Origin of the sequence: Streptomyces sp. M2CJ-2 (assembly GCF_016757295.1) — a bacterium.
Taxonomy (GTDB): Bacteria; Actinomycetota; Actinomycetes; order Streptomycetales; family Streptomycetaceae; genus Streptomyces.
Genome location: NZ_JAESIF010000012.1, coordinates 13,527 through 32,183 on the forward strand (window position 1 = coordinate 13,527; position 18,657 = coordinate 32,183).

General features: G+C 71.3%; 17 protein-coding genes. 11 read left to right on the forward strand and 6 right to left on the reverse strand.

Going from position 1 to position 18,657, the window contains the following annotated elements; genetic code table 11:
• Positions 1-6 precede the first annotated feature (6 nt).
• Positions 7-1,137 carry a ferrochelatase gene (locus JL475_RS12560; RefSeq protein ID WP_202277667.1) on the reverse strand — a complete coding sequence of 377 codons (1,131 nt, stop codon included), beginning with the start codon at positions 1,135-1,137 and terminating at the stop codon, positions 7-9.
• A gap of 178 nt (positions 1,138-1,315) precedes the next feature.
• On the opposite strand from JL475_RS12560, the gene JL475_RS12565 reads away from it, so the two are divergent.
• Positions 1,316-2,575, forward strand: a complete 1,260-nt coding sequence (locus JL475_RS12565) for an MFS transporter (protein ID WP_202277668.1) — start codon at positions 1,316-1,318, stop codon at positions 2,573-2,575.
• Entirely contained in the window at positions 2,535-3,854 is a 1,320-nt protein-coding gene (locus tag JL475_RS12570) for a D-arabinono-1,4-lactone oxidase (RefSeq protein ID WP_202277669.1), read from the forward strand. Before JL475_RS12565 ends, JL475_RS12570 begins: the two co-directional genes overlap by 41 nt.
• Here JL475_RS12570 and JL475_RS12575 read toward each other — a convergent pair.
• A complete protein-coding gene (locus JL475_RS12575) occupies positions 3,778-4,662 on the reverse strand; it encodes a hypothetical protein (protein WP_202277670.1) in 885 nt (294 codons plus the stop codon). The genes JL475_RS12570 and JL475_RS12575 overlap by 77 nt on opposite strands.
• Before the next feature lie 498 nt (positions 4,663-5,160).
• Between JL475_RS12575 and sepH the strand changes: the two genes are divergently transcribed.
• Complete coding sequence (sepH, locus tag JL475_RS12580) at positions 5,161-6,213, forward strand: septation protein SepH (protein ID WP_202277671.1); 1,053 nt, start codon at positions 5,161-5,163, stop codon at positions 6,211-6,213.
• 93 nt (positions 6,214-6,306) lie between these two features.
• Here sepH and JL475_RS12585 read toward each other — a convergent pair whose 3' ends face one another.
• Complete coding sequence (locus tag JL475_RS12585; RefSeq protein WP_202277672.1) at positions 6,307-7,158, reverse strand: sulfurtransferase; 852 nt, start codon at positions 7,156-7,158, stop codon at positions 6,307-6,309.
• Positions 7,159-7,457: 299 nt separating this feature from the next.
• Here JL475_RS12585 and JL475_RS12590 point away from each other — a divergent pair, with 299 nt between their 5' ends.
• The 6 genes from JL475_RS12590 to JL475_RS12615 all read left to right on the forward strand — a co-directional run bounded on the left by JL475_RS12590 (position 7,458) and on the right by JL475_RS12615 (position 13,097).
• Positions 7,458-8,261 (forward strand): VOC family protein, encoded by an 804-nt coding sequence (locus JL475_RS12590; RefSeq protein WP_202277673.1) that lies wholly within the window; start codon positions 7,458-7,460, stop codon positions 8,259-8,261.
• Positions 8,262-8,980: 719 nt separating this feature from the next.
• A complete protein-coding gene (locus JL475_RS12595; RefSeq protein ID WP_202277674.1) occupies positions 8,981-10,306 on the forward strand; it encodes a sensor histidine kinase in 1,326 nt (441 codons plus the stop codon).
• Between the two features lie 23 nt (positions 10,307-10,329).
• The gene (locus JL475_RS12600) at positions 10,330-10,710 is read left to right on the forward strand and encodes a roadblock/LC7 domain-containing protein (RefSeq protein ID WP_202277760.1); all 381 of its coding nucleotides are present in this window, start codon (positions 10,330-10,332) and stop codon (positions 10,708-10,710) included.
• The gene (locus JL475_RS12605) at positions 10,707-11,063 is read left to right on the forward strand and encodes a DUF742 domain-containing protein (protein WP_202277675.1); all 357 of its coding nucleotides are present in this window, start codon (positions 10,707-10,709) and stop codon (positions 11,061-11,063) included. Before JL475_RS12600 ends, JL475_RS12605 begins: the two co-directional genes overlap by 4 nt.
• Complete coding sequence (locus JL475_RS12610) at positions 11,041-11,640, forward strand: ATP/GTP-binding protein (RefSeq protein ID WP_202277676.1); 600 nt, start codon at positions 11,041-11,043, stop codon at positions 11,638-11,640. The genes JL475_RS12605 and JL475_RS12610 overlap by 23 nt, the downstream gene beginning before the upstream one ends.
• Positions 11,637-13,097, forward strand: coding sequence for a cytochrome P450 (locus JL475_RS12615; RefSeq protein ID WP_202277677.1), 1,461 nt, complete (start codon positions 11,637-11,639; stop codon positions 13,095-13,097). Before JL475_RS12610 ends, JL475_RS12615 begins: the two co-directional genes overlap by 4 nt.
• 285 nt (positions 13,098-13,382) lie before the next feature.
• Here the strand turns inward: JL475_RS12615 and JL475_RS12620 are convergent, their stop codons facing one another.
• From JL475_RS12620 to JL475_RS12630, 3 genes are all read right to left on the reverse strand, one after another.
• The gene (locus JL475_RS12620) at positions 13,383-13,616 is read right to left on the reverse strand and encodes a hypothetical protein (protein ID WP_202277678.1); all 234 of its coding nucleotides are present in this window, start codon (positions 13,614-13,616) and stop codon (positions 13,383-13,385) included.
• 16 nt (positions 13,617-13,632) lie between these two features.
• Entirely contained in the window at positions 13,633-16,092 is a 2,460-nt protein-coding gene (locus tag JL475_RS12625) for an ATP-binding protein (protein WP_202277679.1), read from the reverse strand.
• A gap of 158 nt (positions 16,093-16,250) precedes the next feature.
• Positions 16,251-16,979 (reverse strand): Crp/Fnr family transcriptional regulator, encoded by a 729-nt coding sequence (locus JL475_RS12630; protein ID WP_202277680.1) that lies wholly within the window; start codon positions 16,977-16,979, stop codon positions 16,251-16,253.
• Positions 16,980-17,115: 136 nt separating this feature from the next.
• On the opposite strand from JL475_RS12630, the gene JL475_RS12635 reads away from it, so the two are divergent.
• Positions 17,116-17,883 (forward strand): hypothetical protein, encoded by a 768-nt coding sequence (locus tag JL475_RS12635; protein WP_202277681.1) that lies wholly within the window; start codon positions 17,116-17,118, stop codon positions 17,881-17,883.
• 10 nt (positions 17,884-17,893) lie between these two features.
• Entirely contained in the window at positions 17,894-18,322 is a 429-nt protein-coding gene (locus tag JL475_RS12640; RefSeq protein ID WP_202277682.1) for a hypothetical protein, read from the forward strand.
• Positions 18,323-18,657: the final 335 nt, after the last annotated feature.

Below are 18,657 nucleotides of genomic sequence, written 5' to 3' on the forward strand. Positions count from 1 at the left end.
CGCTCCTCACGCGTAGGGGCTGTCGGCGCCCGCGGCGGCGGGGCGCGGGGCGCGGGCCGGGCAGCAGCCCACCGGGCAGAGGTTGTGGCTCGGCCCCAGGGCGCCCAGGGCGCAGGGGGTGACGTCGTCCTGGCCGCGCTCGGTGGCCGCGCGCTCCACGATCAGGTCGCGGATCGCGGCGGCGAACCGCGGATCGGCGCCCACGGTCGCCGAGCGGCGCACCGGCAGTCCCAGCTCCCCCGCCTTGGCCGCGGCCTCGGTGTCGAGGTCGTAGATGACCTCCATGTGGTCGGAGACGAAGCCGATGGGGGCCATGACCACGGCCGGGGCCCCGGCCGCGTGCCGCTCCTCGAGGTGGTCGCAGATGTCGGGCTCCAGCCAGGGGATGTGCGGGGCGCCGGAGCGGGACTGGTAGACGAGCTGCCAGGGGTGGTCCACGCCGGTGCGCTCCCGTACGGCGTCGGCGATCAGCCGGGCCACGTCCAGGTGCTGCCGTACGTACGCGCCGCCGTCGCCGTGCTCCTCGACGGGGCCGGAGGTGTCGGCGGAGGCGGTGGGGATCGAGTGGGTGCAGAAGGCGATGTGCGCGCCGTCACGCACCTCCTCGGGCAGCTCGGCGAGCGAGCGGATGACCCCGTCGACCATGGGGTCCAGGAAACCGGGGTGGTTGAAGTAGTGCCGCAGCTTGTCGACCTCGGGCAGCTCCAGGCCCTCGGCCGCCAGCGTCGCCAGGGCTTCGGCGAGGTTCTCGCGGTACTGGCGGCAGCCGGAGTACGAGGCGTAGGCGCTGGTCGCCAGGACGATGATGCGGCGGCGGCCGTCGCGGATCATCTCGCGCAGGGTGTCGGTGAGGTACGGCGCCCAGTTGCGGTTGCCCCAGTAGACCGGCAGGTTCAGCCCGTGGTCGGCGAAGTCCTCGCGCAGCGCGCCCAGCAGGTCGCGGTTCTGTTCGTTGATGGGGCTGACCCCGCCGAACAGGAAGTAGTGCTCCCCGACTTCCTTCAGGCGTTCCTTGTGGATGCCGCGCCCGCGGGTCACGTTCTCCAGGAACGGGACCACGTCGTCCGGGCCTTCGGGGCCTCCGAAGGAGAGCAGCAGCAGGGCGTCGTAGGGGGTGGCATCGAGCTCGTCAGGCATGCCTCGATCCTGCCATCAGGCACCGACAGCCGGGGAACGGCGGGGGCCGACCGGACCACGGGGCGGCGCGCAGGATACGTTAGGGTTACCTAACCAGTAAGCTGTATCCACTGCAGTCGCACCTTACTGGGAGTCAGGTCTCCCGCGGTCGTCCCTTGCTGAGATTTTCGGAGACCCCGTGCCCCGTCCCTACATCGCCCTGTTCGCCGCCCCCGGCAGCAAGAGCTTCTCGGCCGCGGGGTTCCTCGGCCGGATGCCGCTGTCCATGATGGGCATCGGCGTGGTCACGATGGTCTCCCAGCTGACCGGACGGTACGGCCTGGCCGGCGCCCTGGCGGCCACCATCGCCATGGCCGCCGCGGTGGCCGGCCCCCAGGTCTCCCGCCTGGTGGACCAGTACGGGCAGCGGCGGGTCCTGCGCCCGGCGACGCTGTTCTCCCTCACCGCGGCGGCGTTGCTGCTGTTCGCCGCGCACTACGGCTGGCCGGACTGGGTGCTCTTCGTCGCCTGCGTCGGCATCGGCTGCGTGCCGAGCGTCGGCGCGATGGTCCGGGCCCGCTGGGCCGATCTGTACCGGGGCACCCCGCAGCTGCACACCGCGTACTCCTTCGAGTCCGTGGTGGACGAACTCTGCTTCATCTTCGGGCCGATCGTCTCCATCGGGCTCTCCACGGCCTGGTTCCCGGAGGCCGGTCCGCTGCTCGCGGCCTGCTTCCTGGCGGTCGGCGTCTTCTGGCTGACGGCACAGCGCGCCACCGAACCCGCCCCGCACCCGCGCGAACGCGCGGGCGAGGGCCGCGGGTCGGCGCTCGGCGGCACGGCGCTGCGCTCCGCGGGGCTGCGGGTCCTGGTGGCCACGTTCGCGGCGACCGGGGCGATCTTCGGTGGCGTGGACGTGGTCACCGTGGCCTTCGCGGAGGAGCGTGGGCACAAGGCCGCCGCCAGTGTGGTGCTCGCCGTGTACGCGCTGGGCTCCTGCACGGCGGGGATCGTGTTCGGGCTGATGCGCTTCGCCGGAGCGCCCGAGCGCCGCTGGCTGCTGGGCGTGTGCGCCATGGCCGTGAGTATGATCCCCCTCCTACTGGTCGGGAACCTGCCGTTTCTGACCGTGGCGCTGTTCTTTGCGGGGATGTCCATCGCTCCCACGATGATCACGACGATGTCCCTCATCGAAGAGCACGTACCACGCGCGCAGCTCACCGAGGGCATGACCTGGGTGAGCACCGGGCTCGCGGTCGGGGTCGCGCTCGGCTCCGCCGCGTCCGGCTGGGTGATCGACGCGGCCGGGGCGCGTGCCGGGTACGGGGTTCCGGCGGTGGCCGGAGCCGTCGCGGTCGTGGTCGGGTTCCTCGGGTACCGCCGGCTCGAGCGGCCGGCTCCGGGTCGGGGAGGCTCCGTTGGGCAGCACGACGAGCACGAGGAACGGAACATGGCGTAACTGGGGAGGCACCGTCCTCGCCCGCCCCGCGCGGGAGGTCGCGCCCGCCTCCGTCGAGGAGCTGGCGTCGGCCGTACGCCGGGCCGCCGAGGACGGGCTCCCGGTGAAGGCGGTCGGCACCGGGCACTCCTTCACCTCCATAGCCGCCACCGACGGCGTGCAGATCCACCCGCACCTGCTGACGGGGATACGCGACATCGACCGGGCGGCGGGCACCGTCACGGTGGAGGCCGGGACCCCGCTCAAGCGGCTCAACACCGCTCTCGCGCGGGAGGGGCTGTCGCTCACCAACATGGGCGACATCATGGAGCAGACCGTCGCCGGGGCCACCAGCACCGGCACCCACGGCACCGGCCGTGACTCGGCCTCCGTCGCCGCACAGATCCGGGGCCTGGAACTGGTCACCGCCGACGGCTCGGTGCTCGTCTGCTCCGAGAAGGAGAATCCCGATGTCTTCGCGGCCGCCCGGATCGGCCTCGGCGCCCTCGGCATCGTCTCCGCGATCACCTGCGCCGTCGAGCCGATCTTCCTGCTGACGGCCCGCGAGGAACCGATGCCCCTCGACCGCGTCCTCGCCGAGTTCGACGAGCTGCACGCCGAGAACGAACACTTCGAGTTCTACTGGTTCCCCCACACCGGCAACACCAACACCAAGCGGAACAACCGCAGCGCGGGCCCGGAACGGCCGGTGCATCCCGTCAGGGGCTGGCTCGAGGACGAGTTCCTCTCCAACGGCGTCTTCCAGGCGGCCAACTGGGTCGGCCGCGCGGTGCCCGCGACCGTCCCCGCCATCGCGCGGATCTCCAGCAGGGCCCTGTCCGCGCGGACCTACACCGACATCCCGTACAAGGTGTTCACCTCGCCGCGCCGGGTGCGCTTCGTGGAGATGGAGTACGCGGTGCCGCGCGAGGCCCTGGTGGACACGCTGCGCGAGCTGAAGGCCATGGTCGACCGCTCACCCCTCCGGGTCAGTTTCCCCGTCGAGGTGCGTACGGCTCCGGCCGACGACATCACCCTGTCCACGGCCTCCGGCCGCGACACCGCGTACATCGCGGTCCACATGTTCCGGGGCACCCCCTATCAGGGGTACTTCACGGCGGCGGAACGCATCTTCACCGCCCACGAGGGGCGGCCGCACTGGGGGAAGATCAACACGCGGGACGCCGATTACCTCTCCCGGGTGTATCCGCGTTTCGCCGAGTTCACGGCACTGCGGGACCGCCTTGATCCTGAACGCCGCTTCCAAAACGACTGTCTGCGGAGGGTCCTGGGGTCGTAGCGGACACGTCCGGTTCCGGGCTCACGGGGGCGCTGGAGCCCTGGTCCCCGGTGCCGTCCGGGGTGCCCGTCGACGCATCGTCGCCGTCCGGCGTGTCGCCGCCGGAGCCGGTGGCGGCGCCTCCGTCCTGAGGCGTCGCGGAGGGCGCGGGCGCCGGCCCGTCCCCGCCGAAGTCCTCGGAACCGTCCGAGGTACCGGGGTCGTCCGACGTCCCGGAGTCGTCGGGGTCACCGGAGTACTGGTCGTCCGAACCGCCGGAACCCCCGGAATCCTCGGTGCCGGACGTGTGCTGACCGGTGACGGCGTTGCCGATGGTGGTGCTGGGCGTACCGCTGAGGCTCTGGCCCGAAACGAGTTCGTAGGTGGTGATTCCGGCCATCGTGAGCCCGAACACCAGCGCGGTCGCGCCCAGCATCCGCTTCCCGTTCCACCGCACCCCCCTGGCCCGGCCCCGGTACACGGTGCCCTCGGTGAACTCGCCGGGCGCGGGCACGGCCTGCCGCCCGGCCGCTGCGGTGACCGGGCGGCCGGGCCCCCCGGCGGCCCCGCGGAACTGCTCGCCGGTGCGCTTGAAGAAGTGCTGGAAGAGCGTTCCGCCGCAGGTGGCGACGATGCTCATGACTCCGGCGCCGATGATCGTCCCGTAGACGCCGAAGGACGAGGCGAGTTGGGCGCCCAGCACCGCGGCCACCGCGCTGCCCGCGACCTGCGCCGTGCTCAGGTCGATCCGGGGGCTCTTCGCCTCCCCCGCGGCACTCACCTCCCCGGTGACACCCGGCTCACCCGCGACCTCCGACCTCTCACGCATCCTCGGACCTTGCCCGCCTTCCCGCACGTTCCCTCACATGAACGATCAACCGCATGACAATGCACACCAAGTCGACGTCCGAACGAAACCATTAGTTCCGTTTCCGACGGTTACGTGAAGTACGCCACGCCGGGACCGGGGAAGCCCGGCCGCGGCGACGCGACGACGGCCGAGCAGCACCTCTTGCCAGAAGTCGGGCGGCGCGCCGATCCACGCACTTGGCCCGAATGGAGTACTGTTGCGAACCCTGGGTCCGGACACCCATCAGGGCGCTCCGGCCCTTGAGGACCGCCGGGAGGGGGCCAGTTGCACAGGGTGACGCGATTGGTCACTCAGCGTTGCGAATAGGTAACCGTGCCATAACGGCGATCCAGGGCCCGTGCCCGACACGCCGGGCAACTCGGCAAGGTTGTGGCAGGCTGCACCCGGGCAGGCCACACTCGACTAGCGGAAGCAGCGACGCACGTGACGTCGGCAGGCACCACCCGGGAGGTCCCCATGCCCGAACTGCGTGTCGTGGCCGTCTCGAATGACGGCACACGGCTGGTGCTGAAGGCTGCGGACAGCACGGAGTACACGCTTCCGATCGACGAACGCCTCCGCGCCGCCGTACGGGGCGACCGTCCACGCCTCGGCCAGATCGAGATCGAGGTGGAGAGCCATCTCCGCCCCCGCGACATCCAGGCGCGCATACGCGCCGGCGCGACCGCGGAAGAGGTCGCACAGATGGCCGGCATTCCCGTGGACCGCGTCCGGCGCTTCGAAGGACCCGTGCTCGCCGAGCGCGCCTTCATGGCGGAGCGCGCCCGCAAGACCCCCGTCCGCCGGCCCGGCGAGAACTCCGGCCCGCCGCTGGGCGAGGCCGTGCAGGAGCGGCTGCTGCTGCGCGGCGCGGAGAAGGACACCGTGCAGTGGGACTCCTGGCGCCGCGACGACGGCACCTGGGAGGTGCTGCTGGTCTACCGGGTCGCGGGCGAACCGCACTCGGCGAGCTGGACGTACGACCCGCCCCGGCGGCTCGTCCAGGCCGTCGACGACGAGGCGCGCTCGCTGATCGGCGAGTCCGACGACCTCGCCGCGGCGCCCGAACCGAGCTTCCCGTTCGTGCCGCGCATCGCCCGGCTGCCGCGCGAGCGCCAGCAGGACCGTCCCGGCGAGCGTGACCGGCAGGGCCTGCCGCCCGGTCCCGGGTCCGAGTACGACGAGGAGTCGGCGGTCCCGGCAGGCGGTGAACGGGACTCGCTCACCAGCCTGTTGGAGGCGGTGCCGAGCTTCCGGGGCGATCTGGTGGTTCCCGAGCGGGCACCCGAGCCCGTTCCCGAGGAGCCCGACTCCGAACCCGAGGCGGAGGAGCCCCCGGCCCCGGCGGCCTCGGCCGGCTCCGCCTACGCGGACGTCCTGATGCCCCGTGCCGTCAGCAGTCACCGGGACCGTCTCGTCGGCTCCACCGACCGTCAGGCGGAGGCGGACGGCGTCCGGCCGGGCCGCCGCGCCGCGGTGCCGAGTTGGGACGAGATCGTGTTCGGAACGCGGCGCAAGAAGCAGGACTGACCGGGGACCGGCACTGAGGTGATCCGGTGCCGGTCAGTGCGGAAGGGGGGTGCTCGCCCGGGCGAGCACCCCCCTTCCGCTTCCGCCACGCGCCTATCGCGGGTCCGGCCCCACCGCGACCGGTCGCTCCGGGTCCGACGACCATTCCGACCAGGATCCGACGTACAGCGCCGCAGGGATGCCCGCCACCGCCAGCGCCAGCACCTCGTGCGCCGCCGAGACACCGGAACCGCAGTACACGCCGACCGGCGTGTCCGCGGACGCGCCCAACGCCCGGAACCGCGCGCTCAGTTCACCGGCGGGCAGGAGTCGGCCGTCCGGGCCGACGTTCTCGGTGGTGGGCGCCGAGACCGCGCCCGGGATGTGCCCGCCGACCCGGTCGATCGGCTCCACCTCGCCCCGGTAGCGCTCCCCCGCCCGCGCGTCCAGCAGCAGCCCGGACCGGGCCAGCGCCGCCGCGCCGTCGGCGTCGAGCAGTCCGGCCGCCGCCGGTACCGGCGCGAAGTCGCCCTCGTCCGGCTGCGGCACCGAGGTCTCGAGCGGGCCGTCCCAGGACGGCAACCCGCCGTCGAGGACCCGCACGTCCGGGTGACCCGTCCAGCGCAGCAGCCACCACGCGCGGGCGGCCCCCCAGCCCAGCCCGCCGTCGTACACGACCACCGGCCGGCCCGCCGACACGCCCGCGCGGCGCATCGCGGCACCGAACTCCTCCGGGTCGGGCAGCGGATGGCGCCCCCGCCCGGTCGGCGGAGCGGCCAACTCCCGGTCCAGGTCGACGAAAACGGCACCCGGAAGGTGCCCGGACAGGTATGCGGCCCGGCCGTCGAACGGCGGCTGACCGGCCGCCGCGGGCGTGCTGAGCTGCCAGCGGACGTCGAGCAGCACCGGCGGGGCACCGCCCGCCAGCTCACCGGCGAGTTCGGATGCGGAGATGATGGCGTTCATGGTCACCATCCTCGCGCACGGGGTGGCCGAGTCGCCCATGTCGGGCTAATCTGCTCGGCCGGGCAGACCCGATCACGAGGCGTATGGGATCGGGCACATGCTGTACTACCGATCGACATCATCCGGCAAGCGCGCCGAAACGGGCGGAGGCCCGCGCATCGGGCATCCTCCGGAGGCGGAACCGCCGTACGGGGCGGGCCCGGAGCGCGCGGCACCGTGACCGATGCCTGGAGCAGCACGGCGACGATCCGCGCAGCAGACGTGACACGACCCTCGCCCGGGTCGAGAAGAGAGCGACGATGACCGACACACGGGGGTCCGCCCACCGAGACGGTGAAGCGCCCTTTCGGCACGCGCCCGGCACACCCTGTTGGGTGAGCCTCATGGTGCACGGACCGGACACGGCCCGGAGGTTCTACGAAGCGCTGTTCGGCTGGGAGTTCCGGCCCGGCCCACAGCAACCCGGCCCGTACGCAGGCGCGTTGCTCGACGGCCGCGAGGTGGCCGGCATCGGCCTGCTGCCGCCGGACCGTCACCTGCCCATCGCCTGGACGCCCTACTTCGCCTCCGCGGACGTGGACCGCACGGCCGAGGCCGTGCGGTCCTGCGGCGGCACGGTCGGGGTCGGCCCGCTGGACGCCTCCGACGCCGGGCGGCTGGCGATCTGTTCCGACCCCTCGGGGGCCGTCTTCGGCGTCCGGCAGGCGGCCGCGCACCTCGGCACGGCCGCCACCGGGGTGCCCGGCGCGCCCTCCTGGAACGAGCTGACCACCTTCGAGTCGGAACGGGTGGCCAAGTTCTACGCGTCGGTGTTCGGTCACGCCGTGGAACCGGAGATCTCCACCGACGTCGACCACGTGACCCTGAGCCTGGAGGGCCGTCCCGTGGCCGCCGTCCACGGCGTGGGCAACGGCCTCCTCCGGGACCGTGGACCGCACTGGACGACGTATTTCACCGTGGCCGACCTCGACGACGCGGTGGACCACGTCCTGCACCTGGGCGGCCAGGTCCTCAGACAGGCCCGCGCCGGCGCCCACGGCCGCACCGCCACGGTGACGGACCCGGAGGGCGCCCGGTTCGCCCTGATGCAACACTCTCGGTGAAGCCCGGGCTCCTCCGAAGCCCGAACGCCGACCCTGTTGTCACGCGACTGCGGCGAAACCCCGGACCTTCCGCTTCTGACCGTGTTCAGCACGTCGGCGCAGAACTCTGCGTGCCCTGCCCGCCGAGCGGGACCGTCCGAACCCTGTCCGTAGGCCGGTGACTTCGCCGTTCCGGCACAGGTTGCGGCCGAGGCCGAAGCCGCGCTGACGGCCGTCGGCGACGAGGGGCGCGCCGTTGTCCGACGTGCCCCTCGTCGACCACAACGCAGACGTTCCTGAACCCGACTCTTGCGGTGTCACGGGGTGAAGTGCTCGTACGGGTTTGAGGGACGGGCCGTTGACTTACAGGACGATGCCGAAGCGGGGATCTTCTCACCGCTGATCACCGTGATCCGGTTCAGAGCAGCCGTCCAACAGTCAGAAACGGGCAGGCTGAAGGATAAACCGGGGGCCGAGGGCGATTTCGGAAGGCATTCTCATGAAGCGAAACTGCTTGTATGATGCGCCCAAGATCCACTCATTGAGGACGGACATGGCACACGCCTCCCCTGATTTCCCAGCCGGTCATCCATTACAGCTGACGTGATGGGAAGTCGCCCGCCGGTCCCTCTACAAGTGTGGAAAAAGTTCTAGTTGGGCGCTGCGGACTCCGACCGACTGCATTGTCCACGGACCGCGGGAAACTGCCGAACCAGAGCTCGCACTTTCACGAGGGATTCATGATCCGACACATTTCGGAGGCGGCCTTCTGGGGGCTTTCCGCCGGACTCATCGGCGTGCTGGTACTGCTGGCACGTCAGCGGAACGTCACCACCGACGCCCGGAGAAGAGCTTCCGCGCTGGAGGACGCCGTACGAGTCCGTGATGCGGAGATCCGCCACTTCGCCACCGTACGGCTGCCTGCGCTGACGGACGCACAGCGTCACGAACCGACCGCGCCCCAGGGTCCCTTGGACGAGAAGCTCGCCGTGACGCAGTTCGGCCGGGACCTGGACGGGATCCTCGAACAGTTCACCGGCGTCCGGGAGAAGGCCAGGGAACACGCCGACCGATCCGCCCGCAGTGCCCTGAAGGGCGCGATGCGCGCTGTCCAGGGGCTGGCCAACGAGCAGCAGTTGGCCATCTCGGAGATGCAGAACCGGCACGACGACCCCGAAGTGCTCCAGGACCTCCTGCACATCGACCACACCAACTCCCAGTTCGGCAGGCGTGCCCAGGCCATCGCCGTTCTGTGCGGGGCGTGGCCCGGCCGACAGCGCGACGCCTCCACACTCAGCGACGTCGTGCGCGGTGCCACCTCCCGGATCCGCGACTACCGCCGTGTCGTCGTCCACGGCCATGCCGGCATCGCCGTGGTCAGCCAGGCCGTCGAGCCGGTCGTTCTCACCATTGCCGAACTGCTGGACAACGCGGCGCGCCACTCCGAGCCCAACACCTCCGTGGAGGTGCGGGTCAAGCCGGCACACAACGGCACCTCCGTCGTGATCGACGACGCCGGTGTCGGCATGCACAGCGAGGAGGTCGAGCGAGCCTCGGCCGTCCTGTCCGGCAGGCACCCGGTCGACGTCACCCGGCTCGGGGAACCGCCGCAGTTCGGCCTGCCCGTCGCCGGTGTGCTCGCCGCACGGTACGGCTTCCGCGTCTCGATCGACACGCAGTCCCCCTACGGCGGGGTTCGCGCCGTGGTGTTCCTGCCCGACGCGCTCCTCACCCGCATCGCCGACGACCTCACCCCGGTGCCGTCCAGGACCGCCGGTCCGGATGCGACGCTGCACCCGGACCTGGCCGCACGGACCGGGGCTCCGCACGCGCCCGCGCCGGGCACAGGCTTCCGAGCCCCCTTGGCCACGGCCAACGGGCTTCCCAGACGCCGCCGGCGCCTGCCGCAGGCCGGTCCGGCCGAGCCCGCCCCGGCTGCCGCCCCCGACCGCGGTCCCGCACCGAAAAGTCGTCCTCCCGAGGAGACGGCCTCCACCATGGGTGCCTGGCAGCGCGGAGCCCGCTCCGCGCGTGCGGACAACACCTCGGACGAAGAAGGGAAGTAGAAGTGAACGGGAATCTGGACTGGATGCTCGAGGACGCCCTGGAGGTACCGGGAGCGCTCCACGCGATCCTCCTGTCGGCCGACGGGTTGCTGCGCGCCCACTCCCGGAACATCGACCGCGACGAGGCCGAGCGGCAGGCCGCAGGCTTGTCCGGTCTGCAGTCCATCAGCCGTAGCACTGCCGAGTTCTGCGGTTCCTCGGACACTCCTTGGCGCCAGACACTCGTCGAGTTCGACGCCGGTTACGTCTTCGTCGTGGCGGCGGGAGACAGCACCTACCTGGCCGTCTCGGCGGACAGCACCGTGGACATGGAGGCGGTGACCTACCGGATGCACAAGCTGGTGGACCGTCTGGGCAAGGAGATGACCAGCCCGCCGCGGGGCGACACGGACCACTCCGCATGAACCCGCCCAGACGGGAGGGAGGCCTGGTGCGGCCCTACGTGGTGACGGAGGGCCGTGCCAGGCCCACTCGCAACACCCTCGACCCGGTCACCCTCGTGGTCGCCGCGCGCGACCTGCCGACCGACGACCTCACCCCCGAGAAACGGCGCCTCATGGAGCTGTGCCTCGGGGGCCCGCTGTCGGTCGTCGAGATCGCCGGATACCTGGGCCTGGCGGTCAGCGTCACGAAGGTCCTGATCTCCGACCTCGTCGACACCGGGCACGTCACCACCCGCGTCCCCATACCCCCGGCCCAGCTCCACGACGCACAGATCCTGGAAGAACTCCTCAATGGACTCCGTTCCCTCCTCTGACGTCCGCTATCTGAGGGACACCGTCACCAAAGCCGTGAAGATCGTGGTCACCGGCCACTTCGGCGTCGGCAAGACCACCATGGTCGGCACTCTTTCGGAGATCCGCCCGCTGAGCACCGAAGAGACCATGTCCCAGGCCGGCGCCCACATCGACGACCTGACGGGCACCCGGGGCAAGCGCACCACCACCGTCGCCATGGACTTCGGCCGGCTGACCGTCAGTGACAGCCTCGTGCTCTACCTGTTCGGCGCCCCCGGTCAGGAGCGGTTCCTGCCGCTGTGGAAGGACATGACCCGCGGGGCCCTGGGGGCGTTGGTCCTTGCCGACACCCGCCGCCTCGATGCGTCCTTCCCCGTCATGGATCTCCTCGAGGAACGCGGACTGCCCTACGCCGTCGCCGTCAACCACTTCGACGGCTCGCCGCACTTCGCCGGTGAGGAGATCCGCGAGTCGCTCGACCTCCTCCCCGAGACCCCTCTCGTTCTCTGCGACGCCCGGGACCGTGCATCCTCCTCCGCGGCGCTGATCGCCCTCGTCCAGTATCTGCAGACCCGTACCGCCCAGGAGCTTGCGTGACCTCCCACCCGGATTCCACAGCCGTACCGCCCCCCGGCTGCCCGGCACACAACGGCGGGGGCCTCCCCCTGTACGGGCCGGACTTCACGGCCGACCCCGCACACGTCTACGAGCGGCTGCGCCGGCAGGGCCCCGTGGCCCCTGCGGAGATCCTCCCCGGGGTCGACGTCATGCTCGTCACCGGTTACCGCGCCGCCCTCCAGGTCCTGCGGACCACGGACAAGTACGGGAAGGACTCGCGTCGCTGGCGGGCTCTGAACGAGGGGCGCGTCCCGGCCGACAGTCTCGCACTCCAGGCGATGGCGCCGCGTCCGAACTGCCAGCGCACCGAAGGCGCCGAACACGCCCGCCTGCGCGCTGCCGTGTCCGACGCCTTCCAGCGCGTGGACGTCCTCGCCCTGCGCGAGCACGTCGAACGCACCGCCGGCCTGCTCATCGACGGCTTCGCGACGAAGGGCGAGGCCGATCTGCTGAACGACTACGCCAAACCCCTGTCCGCGTACCTCCTCACCGCCCTCTTCGGCTGCCCGCCCGAGTACAGCGACCGAGTGGTCGCCGCCACGACCGACCTCTTCGACGGAGTGGAACCCGGGAAGGCGGACAACGAACTGGTGCGCTGCATGGCCGACATGATCGCTCTCAAGCGCGCACGGCCCGGCGAGGACGTGACCACCTGGCTCGTCCAGCACCGGGTCCAGCTGAGCGTCGAGGAACTGATCCACCAGCTCATCGTCATCATGGCCTCCGGATACGAGCAGGAACAGAACCTGATCGCCAACACGCTGCGGCTGCTGCTCTCCGACGAGCGGTTCGCCGGCAGTGTCGGCGACGGCAGGCTCCTGGTCGAGGACGCCCTGAGCGAGGTCCTGTGGACCGACCCTCCGATGGCCAACTACGCGGTGCACTACCCGTACGTGGACACCACCTTGGAGGGGGTCCCGCTGCAGGCGGGGGAGCCCGTGGTGATCAGCTTCGCCGCCGCCAACAACGACCCCGCGCTGGCCGGCAGCCTGCGTACCGGCAACCGCGCACACCTGGCCTGGGGGGCGGGACCGCACCGCTGCCCCGCCCGGGAACCCGCCCACGTGATCGCCTCCGTGGCCATCGAGTGCGTCCTCGACCGGCTCCCGGACCTCTCCCTCGCGGTCCCCGCAGAACAGTTGACCTGGCGGCCCAGTCCCTTCACCCGGGGCCTCGTCGCCCTGCCGGTGACCTTCCCACCCGCGGTCAGGGCCACTCCCGCGCCCACAGGCACGCCCGTCCCGGCCTCCCCGCCCTCCCCCGACAGGGGGAGCGGTGACACCCGACGAACCACCGGCCCTGCCCCGGCTCCCGATCCCGCTCCCCCGTCCTCGGCACACGAGGGCGCGGACTCCTCGGGGAGGGAGCCCGACTCCCGGGACGGGGCCCGGCGCTGGGCGTCGAACCCCCTGGCCAGGTGGTGGCACGGCCGGTGACCGGCGACGGTCCGTCGGGGTCCTCCCGACGGACCCGGCGCAGGGTGTTCCGCGGCGGGGCGCCGGACCGCAAGCGTCAAGGGCGCATTCCCCACGACAGGCCGTTCTGCCCGGCCGCCGCTCATGAACAATACGACCCGGATGCAAGGGCGACCCCGTGCGAGCCGGCGAGGGGCGAACCCGCCGGTCTCTCCGAACCCGGGGCACCGGGGGCTCAGTTGCCCATCAGCCCGCTTCCAGAGTCTGTGTGTTGTCGTGATCGATTGGCTGCGTGCAAAGGCCCGGTCATCGCCCCGGGTCTTCGTCGGCGTCCTCTCCCTCGTCGCCCGTCTCGTCGTGGTGGACGTGGATGTCGCCGTTGGCGGCGGCGTAGACGGTGCCGTCCTCCCTCGCCGTGTTGGTCTGGGCTGTCTCGGCGGGCTGGGTCACCTTGATGCGGATGTTGTCGCCGGCGACGACGGGACCGGAGGCGTTGCCGCCGATGTGGATCTTGTTCTGGCTGGCGGGCTTCTGTGCCATGGGGGGGCTCCTCGGGCTAGGGCACACGGGTCAGGGTGTAGGGCGTGCAGGTGCAGGTCACCCCGTCAGCGACGGTGGACGTCATCTCGCGTGTGGCCTCGGCGGTGTCGCCGTCCGGGGCGATGGTGATCGTCGTGGTGATCTCGCCGAGGACGTCTCCGCATGAGCCGTCGGCCGCGTCGTACCCCGGTGCGGTGAAGGTGTAGGTATCGCCGCTGCCGGTGGGTTCGGCAGTGACCGTGTCTCCGCAGGCGAGCTGCGCCGTGTAGCTCCCGGGTCCCGCCTCGACGAACTCGAAACCGCTCCCTTCGCTGTCCAGCCACCGGCCTGCCAGGCCGGTGGGATCGGGTTCCGGTTCTGCGGGGACCGCGTCCGTGGGGCCGTCGTTGTCGATGCCCAGACCCGGCGTGGTGACGGTGACATCTGGAGCGCTGTCGGCCGGGTCCGACGAGTCCTGGTTCTGCTGGATGGCAACGGCTCCGATGGCGACGGCGGCGATCACCGCGGCCACCTTGAGGACCACGGCGGCTCCGGCCGATGCCACCCCGCCTCCCGCTGCCGTTCCGCCTCCGGTGAGGGTGGTCCCGGTTTCCGCGAGGCCGGGCGGCGGTGCCCCCGTCGCCGAGGACGCGGCTGGTCCGGGATCGACCGGCATGCCGGTTCCCGGCGCGGTCGCGTTCTGCAGGGATGTCGGGTCCGGCACCGCGGAGCTGACGTCCTGCACCGACGTCGGATCCGGCGCCACAGAACCACTCACGTCCGGCACCGACGTCGGATCGAATCCTGAAGGGTCCGTGTTCTGGACCGGTGTCGGGTCAGGGCCCGAAGAACCCGCGTCCGGGCCAGGCGTCGCATCAGCCCCCGTCGGTGAGCCGCTCACGTCCGTTGGTGTGCTCGCATCGCCCTGCGCGGACGCGTCCGGTCCCGCTCCCGTGTCAGGCGGCGGTGCCTGCTGCGGGACGTACTGCTGGGCCGCCGACGCCGCCTCGGCGCCCTGTGTATCGCCCAACTGCCGCCACAGGACCCCCGCCTGCACCAACAGCACCGCCGCGAGGGTCCGATTGCCGGTCAGGATGTTGCGGATGCCGCGCTCGTGCGTGAAGTACGCCTCGGACTGCCGGTCCCCGTCCCGCTGCGCGGCCGGCAGGCCCCGGTCGAGCAGGCGCCCCCAGACGCCGAAGCGCAGGGAGCGGGCGAGGGCGGGCGAGGCGGCCCGTACGAGCCTGACCGCCAGGTCATCCCGCCCCGAACGCTCGGCGAGCTCCGCCAGAACCTCGAACGCCCTTGCTTGATCGCTGACTTGGGATGCCTGGGTGGTCGGCCGTGCCGCCCACTCCGCGAAGTAGGCGCACAGCCGCTCCAGTGAGTACGGCACCAGGCCCTCGCGCTGCCGCAACGCCGGGATGACGTCCGTGGCCACGCGATAGCCCAGCTCCGTCTCCTGGGCCAGGCCGAGCCTCGCCAGTTCCTCGCACAGCGACGCCGGATCCGGGGTCTCGCTCAGGGCACCGATGTGCACCGGGGCGAGCTCGGCGTCGCCGAAGGTCGCCAGGAGGTGCAGGGCGCGCAGCGAAGAGCCGTCGAGCCGGTCGAACAGCGGGGGCAGCAGCTCCCGCACCGCACCGGGCCTGGGCAGTACGGACTCGCCCGACGGGTCGAGCCGGGCCACGGCCGCCGCGCGCAGCAGCAGCAACGGCGTGCCCGACGCGGTCTCCCACAGCGCGGTGGCGATGTCCTGCTCGCCCGACTCGTCGAGAGGACGGCCCAGTTCCGATGCCAGCAGCAACATCGCAGCGAGCCGGTCGATGCCCTGGACTCGATGGGCCCTGCTGTCGGAGCCCAGCAGCGAGTTCGCCCGCCCGGCGAAGACGAAGGTCGCGTCCGGGGCCGCGTCCATGACTTTGCGCAACTGTTCCTCGGTGTAGTCGGCGTTGTCGACGTACACCGTCACTTCCATGCCCGCCATGAGATGGCGCAGCTCGGTGTGCGACGGGGCGTAGCCATGGGTCTCGTGGCAGGCTTCGAAGATGTCCTGGGCCAGGTCCTCGGGCTCGCGTCCGGCGGCGTCGAGGAACAGCTTTCCGTTGGGTCCCGCGCCGAGCGTGCGGGCCGCGTGCCGCAGGAGCGCGCTCTTGCCGACGCCGGCCGGCCCCCACAGCTGCACCGTCCTTCCGTTCTGGAGCGCGGCCTCGATCGACGCGAGATCGGCGGCGCGGCCGACCGGGGCGCTCTGCCGCCGAGGGGGCAGCTCGACGCGTTCGCGGCGCCTCGGCCGGGGGCGTTCGCCTTCGACCAGTACGTTCACAGTGGAACCGTGCTGTGCGCCGATGTACGCGATGTGGTTCCCGGCGATCACGGGCGCGGTGGCGTCCCCGCCGATCGTGACCTGATTTCCCGTCGGCTGACCGTCCGCTCGCCGACTGCCGTCCTGTTCGTTGTCGTCTTGCTCGTTGCCGTCTTCGTCGATGCTCGCCATGGCTACCCCGTCGTACTACTCGCGCCGATCTCTGCAGGCGTCACGCTAGCCACAGGCTCACACGGCCCCACCGTCAAAATACGGTTTTGTGACGGCCCATTCATCTTGGTCACCCCACGCACATGAATAATCCCAACTCCTCTTAGAAGCAAAGGACTTCAGGCCTCGGAGTACCCGATCGACCTCAGCTGCTCGAGACCGTCGACGCGGATGGAGCGGTAGCCGGTGGTAACGACTCCCTTGCCTCGGAGCCGGCGCAAAGCCTTCTGCACGCTGGGCTCGGACGCACCCGCCAGGGTCGCGAGTTCGGGCTGGGTGATCGGCCAGCGGATCACCGCGCTGTCGCCGTCCCGTTCCGCGTACGTCATTGCGAGATGGTGCAGCACACGAGCCAGCCGGGTGGCGGCGTCGCAGCCGATGAAGTTGACCCGGTGGGTGTTGGCGGCCCGCAGCTTGGCCACGACGGACTGGTTGACGGCGTGCGCGACCCGGGGTCGGTCCCGCAGACACGCGAGGAACTCCGCCCGAGGCACGGTCCGGGTGACGACGGGGCCGCAGGTGGTCACCGTGGCCGAGCGCGGTTGCCCGTCCAGCGCGGCGAGTTCGCCGAGCAGGTCGCCACGCATGCGTACGGCAAGGAGGGCCTCACGGTCGTCGTCGGCGTGGCCGGTGACCTTGACCAGGCCGCTGAGCAGGATCAGTACGTGGTCGGTCTGCTCGGCCTCCCACATGAGCACGTGGTCGGCCGGGTACGGCACCCGCGCCCCCAGGGTGAGCAGATGGTCGCGGTCGGCCGGGCCGAGACGGCCGAGCAGGCTCGCCCCGGGCCAGTCCCGCTCCTTGTACGGCCGCCCGCTCTCCGCGCGGCTGCGGCGTCCGCCGTCCATGACCCCACCTTCCCCCCGGGTCCCACCACTTCGCTCGGACTCAGTGTCCACCGAACCCTGTAATCCTACGGAGTTCATCCCGGGGCACCGGGGCACAGTGGAAGGGAGAAACGGCGGCGAGTCGAAGAAGGGCCGTATGAAAGCACAGTGGGAGTACCGGGCTGTCCTGGCCGTGGACATCGAGAAGTCGTCCGGGCGGGGGAACGTGGCCCTGGTGCGCAACCGTGAGACGCTCCGGGCCCTGCTCCGCGAGGCGTTCGTGCGCAGCGGCCTCGACTGGGACGCGTGCGTACGGGAGGACCTGGGCGACGGTCTGCGCGTGACCGCGCCCGCCGGGACGCGGAAGGCGAGCCTCGTCCACCCGCTCGTCCACGAGCTGGCCGCTCTGCTGCGCGACCACAACGACCGCACCCGGGAACAGTCGACGCGGATCCGGGTGCGTACCGCGCTGCACGCCGGAGAGGTCTGCCTCATGCCGGCAGGCCCTGTCGTCGGAGCCCCGCTGGAGGCCCTGGCCCGGCTGCTCGACGCCCCTCCCGCGCGCAAGGCCCTGGCCGGGGCGCCGCAGACCGTGCCCGTCTCACTGCTGATGTCGCAGCACTTCTACGACGAGACGGTGCGGCACGGATACGACGGCGTCGATCCGGCCGCCTTCCACCGAGTGAGTTTCACCTTGAAGGAGTTCACTGCTGATGCCTGGCTCCACACACCCGGGTGGACGCCGCCGCGGGAACCGAAGGCGCCCGCCGGCAAAGCGGCCACCAGGAAGCGTGACCGGGCACAGGGCGGCTCGAAGCAGGTCAGCAGGGCTTCGGGGAACGGTGTCGTATACGCCACGCAGAACGGCGACATGCACATCCGCGTCGACAAAGGACCGCGAAAAGGATCATGGGACGGATCGTGAAGGAGCAGCTGTGAACGACGAATTGACCCTACTCGCGCAGGCGGGCGCCGCCGCGCTGGTCACGGCGATGGCCACCGACGCCTGGCAGGAGACCAGAGGAGCGATCACCGGCCTGTTCCGCCGCGGCCGCCGTGCCGCGCTGGAGACCCAGCTCGACGGCAACGCCGAGCTGGTACGGGATTCCCCCAGCCCCGACGACGTGCGGCAGGCGCTCTACGGCTACTGGACCCAGGAACTGGCGGCGCTGCTGCGCCAGGAACCCGCCAGCCGTGACCCGCTCGCCCGCCTCGTCGACTCCCTCTGCGGCACCCCCACGGACGGCCGCCCGGCGGGCGTCCTGCGGCAGACGAACACGGCCCGGGACTCCGCCGTCGTGTACGCCGTGCAGCACGGAACCCAGCACGTCCACGGCAGGGAAGCACGGCCCACGGAGAGCTGATCGCAGCCGGGACGACCGCGCCGCCGCCACGCCGAACTGCGCGGCAGCTCCCACACCACAAGATCATGGCCCCAACGTCGTGCTTACTGACTTCGGCGTATCAGGGCCTGCCTGGTTTCGTGATCTTGCTACGGGCCCGGCTGGGAAGGCCGTGTCCCACGACGCGGTGCAGGCGATCAAGCCCTTCACGTTCCGGTACGAGGTCCGTGGTGCTCTTCGGGGAAGCGGCAGTCCGCACAGTGTCCCGTTGAGACGGGCCGGACACTCGATTCGGCGGAGCCGACCGCCCCCACCTGCGGATTCCAGCGCCTTGATCCCCTGCACCACCCGGCGGG

Excerpts from the sequence above, each read along its gene's own strand:
- JL475_RS12600 (WP_202277760.1), top strand. The coding sequence starts at position 10,330 with ATGCTCGAGGACGCCCTGGAGGTACCGGGAGCGCTCCACGCGATCCTC.
- JL475_RS12625 (WP_202277679.1), bottom strand. The coding sequence starts at position 16,092 with ATGGCGAGCATCGACGAAGACGGCAACGAGCAAGACGACAACGAACAG.
- JL475_RS12575 (WP_202277670.1), bottom strand. The coding sequence starts at position 4,662 with ATGCGTGAGAGGTCGGAGGTCGCGGGTGAGCCGGGTGTCACCGGGGAG.
- sepH (WP_202277671.1), top strand. The coding sequence starts at position 5,161 with ATGCCCGAACTGCGTGTCGTGGCCGTCTCGAATGACGGCACACGGCTG.
- JL475_RS12630 (WP_202277680.1), bottom strand. The coding sequence starts at position 16,979 with ATGGACGGCGGACGCCGCAGCCGCGCGGAGAGCGGGCGGCCGTACAAG.
- JL475_RS12585 (WP_202277672.1), bottom strand. The coding sequence starts at position 7,158 with ATGAACGCCATCATCTCCGCATCCGAACTCGCCGGTGAGCTGGCGGGC.
- JL475_RS12620 (WP_202277678.1), bottom strand. The coding sequence starts at position 13,616 with ATGGCACAGAAGCCCGCCAGCCAGAACAAGATCCACATCGGCGGCAAC.
- JL475_RS12590 (WP_202277673.1), top strand. The coding sequence starts at position 7,458 with ATGACCGACACACGGGGGTCCGCCCACCGAGACGGTGAAGCGCCCTTT.
- JL475_RS12610 (WP_202277676.1), top strand. The coding sequence starts at position 11,041 with ATGGACTCCGTTCCCTCCTCTGACGTCCGCTATCTGAGGGACACCGTC.
- JL475_RS12560 (WP_202277667.1), bottom strand. The coding sequence starts at position 1,137 with ATGCCTGACGAGCTCGATGCCACCCCCTACGACGCCCTGCTGCTGCTC.
- JL475_RS12605 (WP_202277675.1), top strand. The coding sequence starts at position 10,707 with ATGAACCCGCCCAGACGGGAGGGAGGCCTGGTGCGGCCCTACGTGGTG.
- JL475_RS12635 (WP_202277681.1), top strand. The coding sequence starts at position 17,116 with ATGAAAGCACAGTGGGAGTACCGGGCTGTCCTGGCCGTGGACATCGAG.
- JL475_RS12595 (WP_202277674.1), top strand. The coding sequence starts at position 8,981 with ATGATCCGACACATTTCGGAGGCGGCCTTCTGGGGGCTTTCCGCCGGA.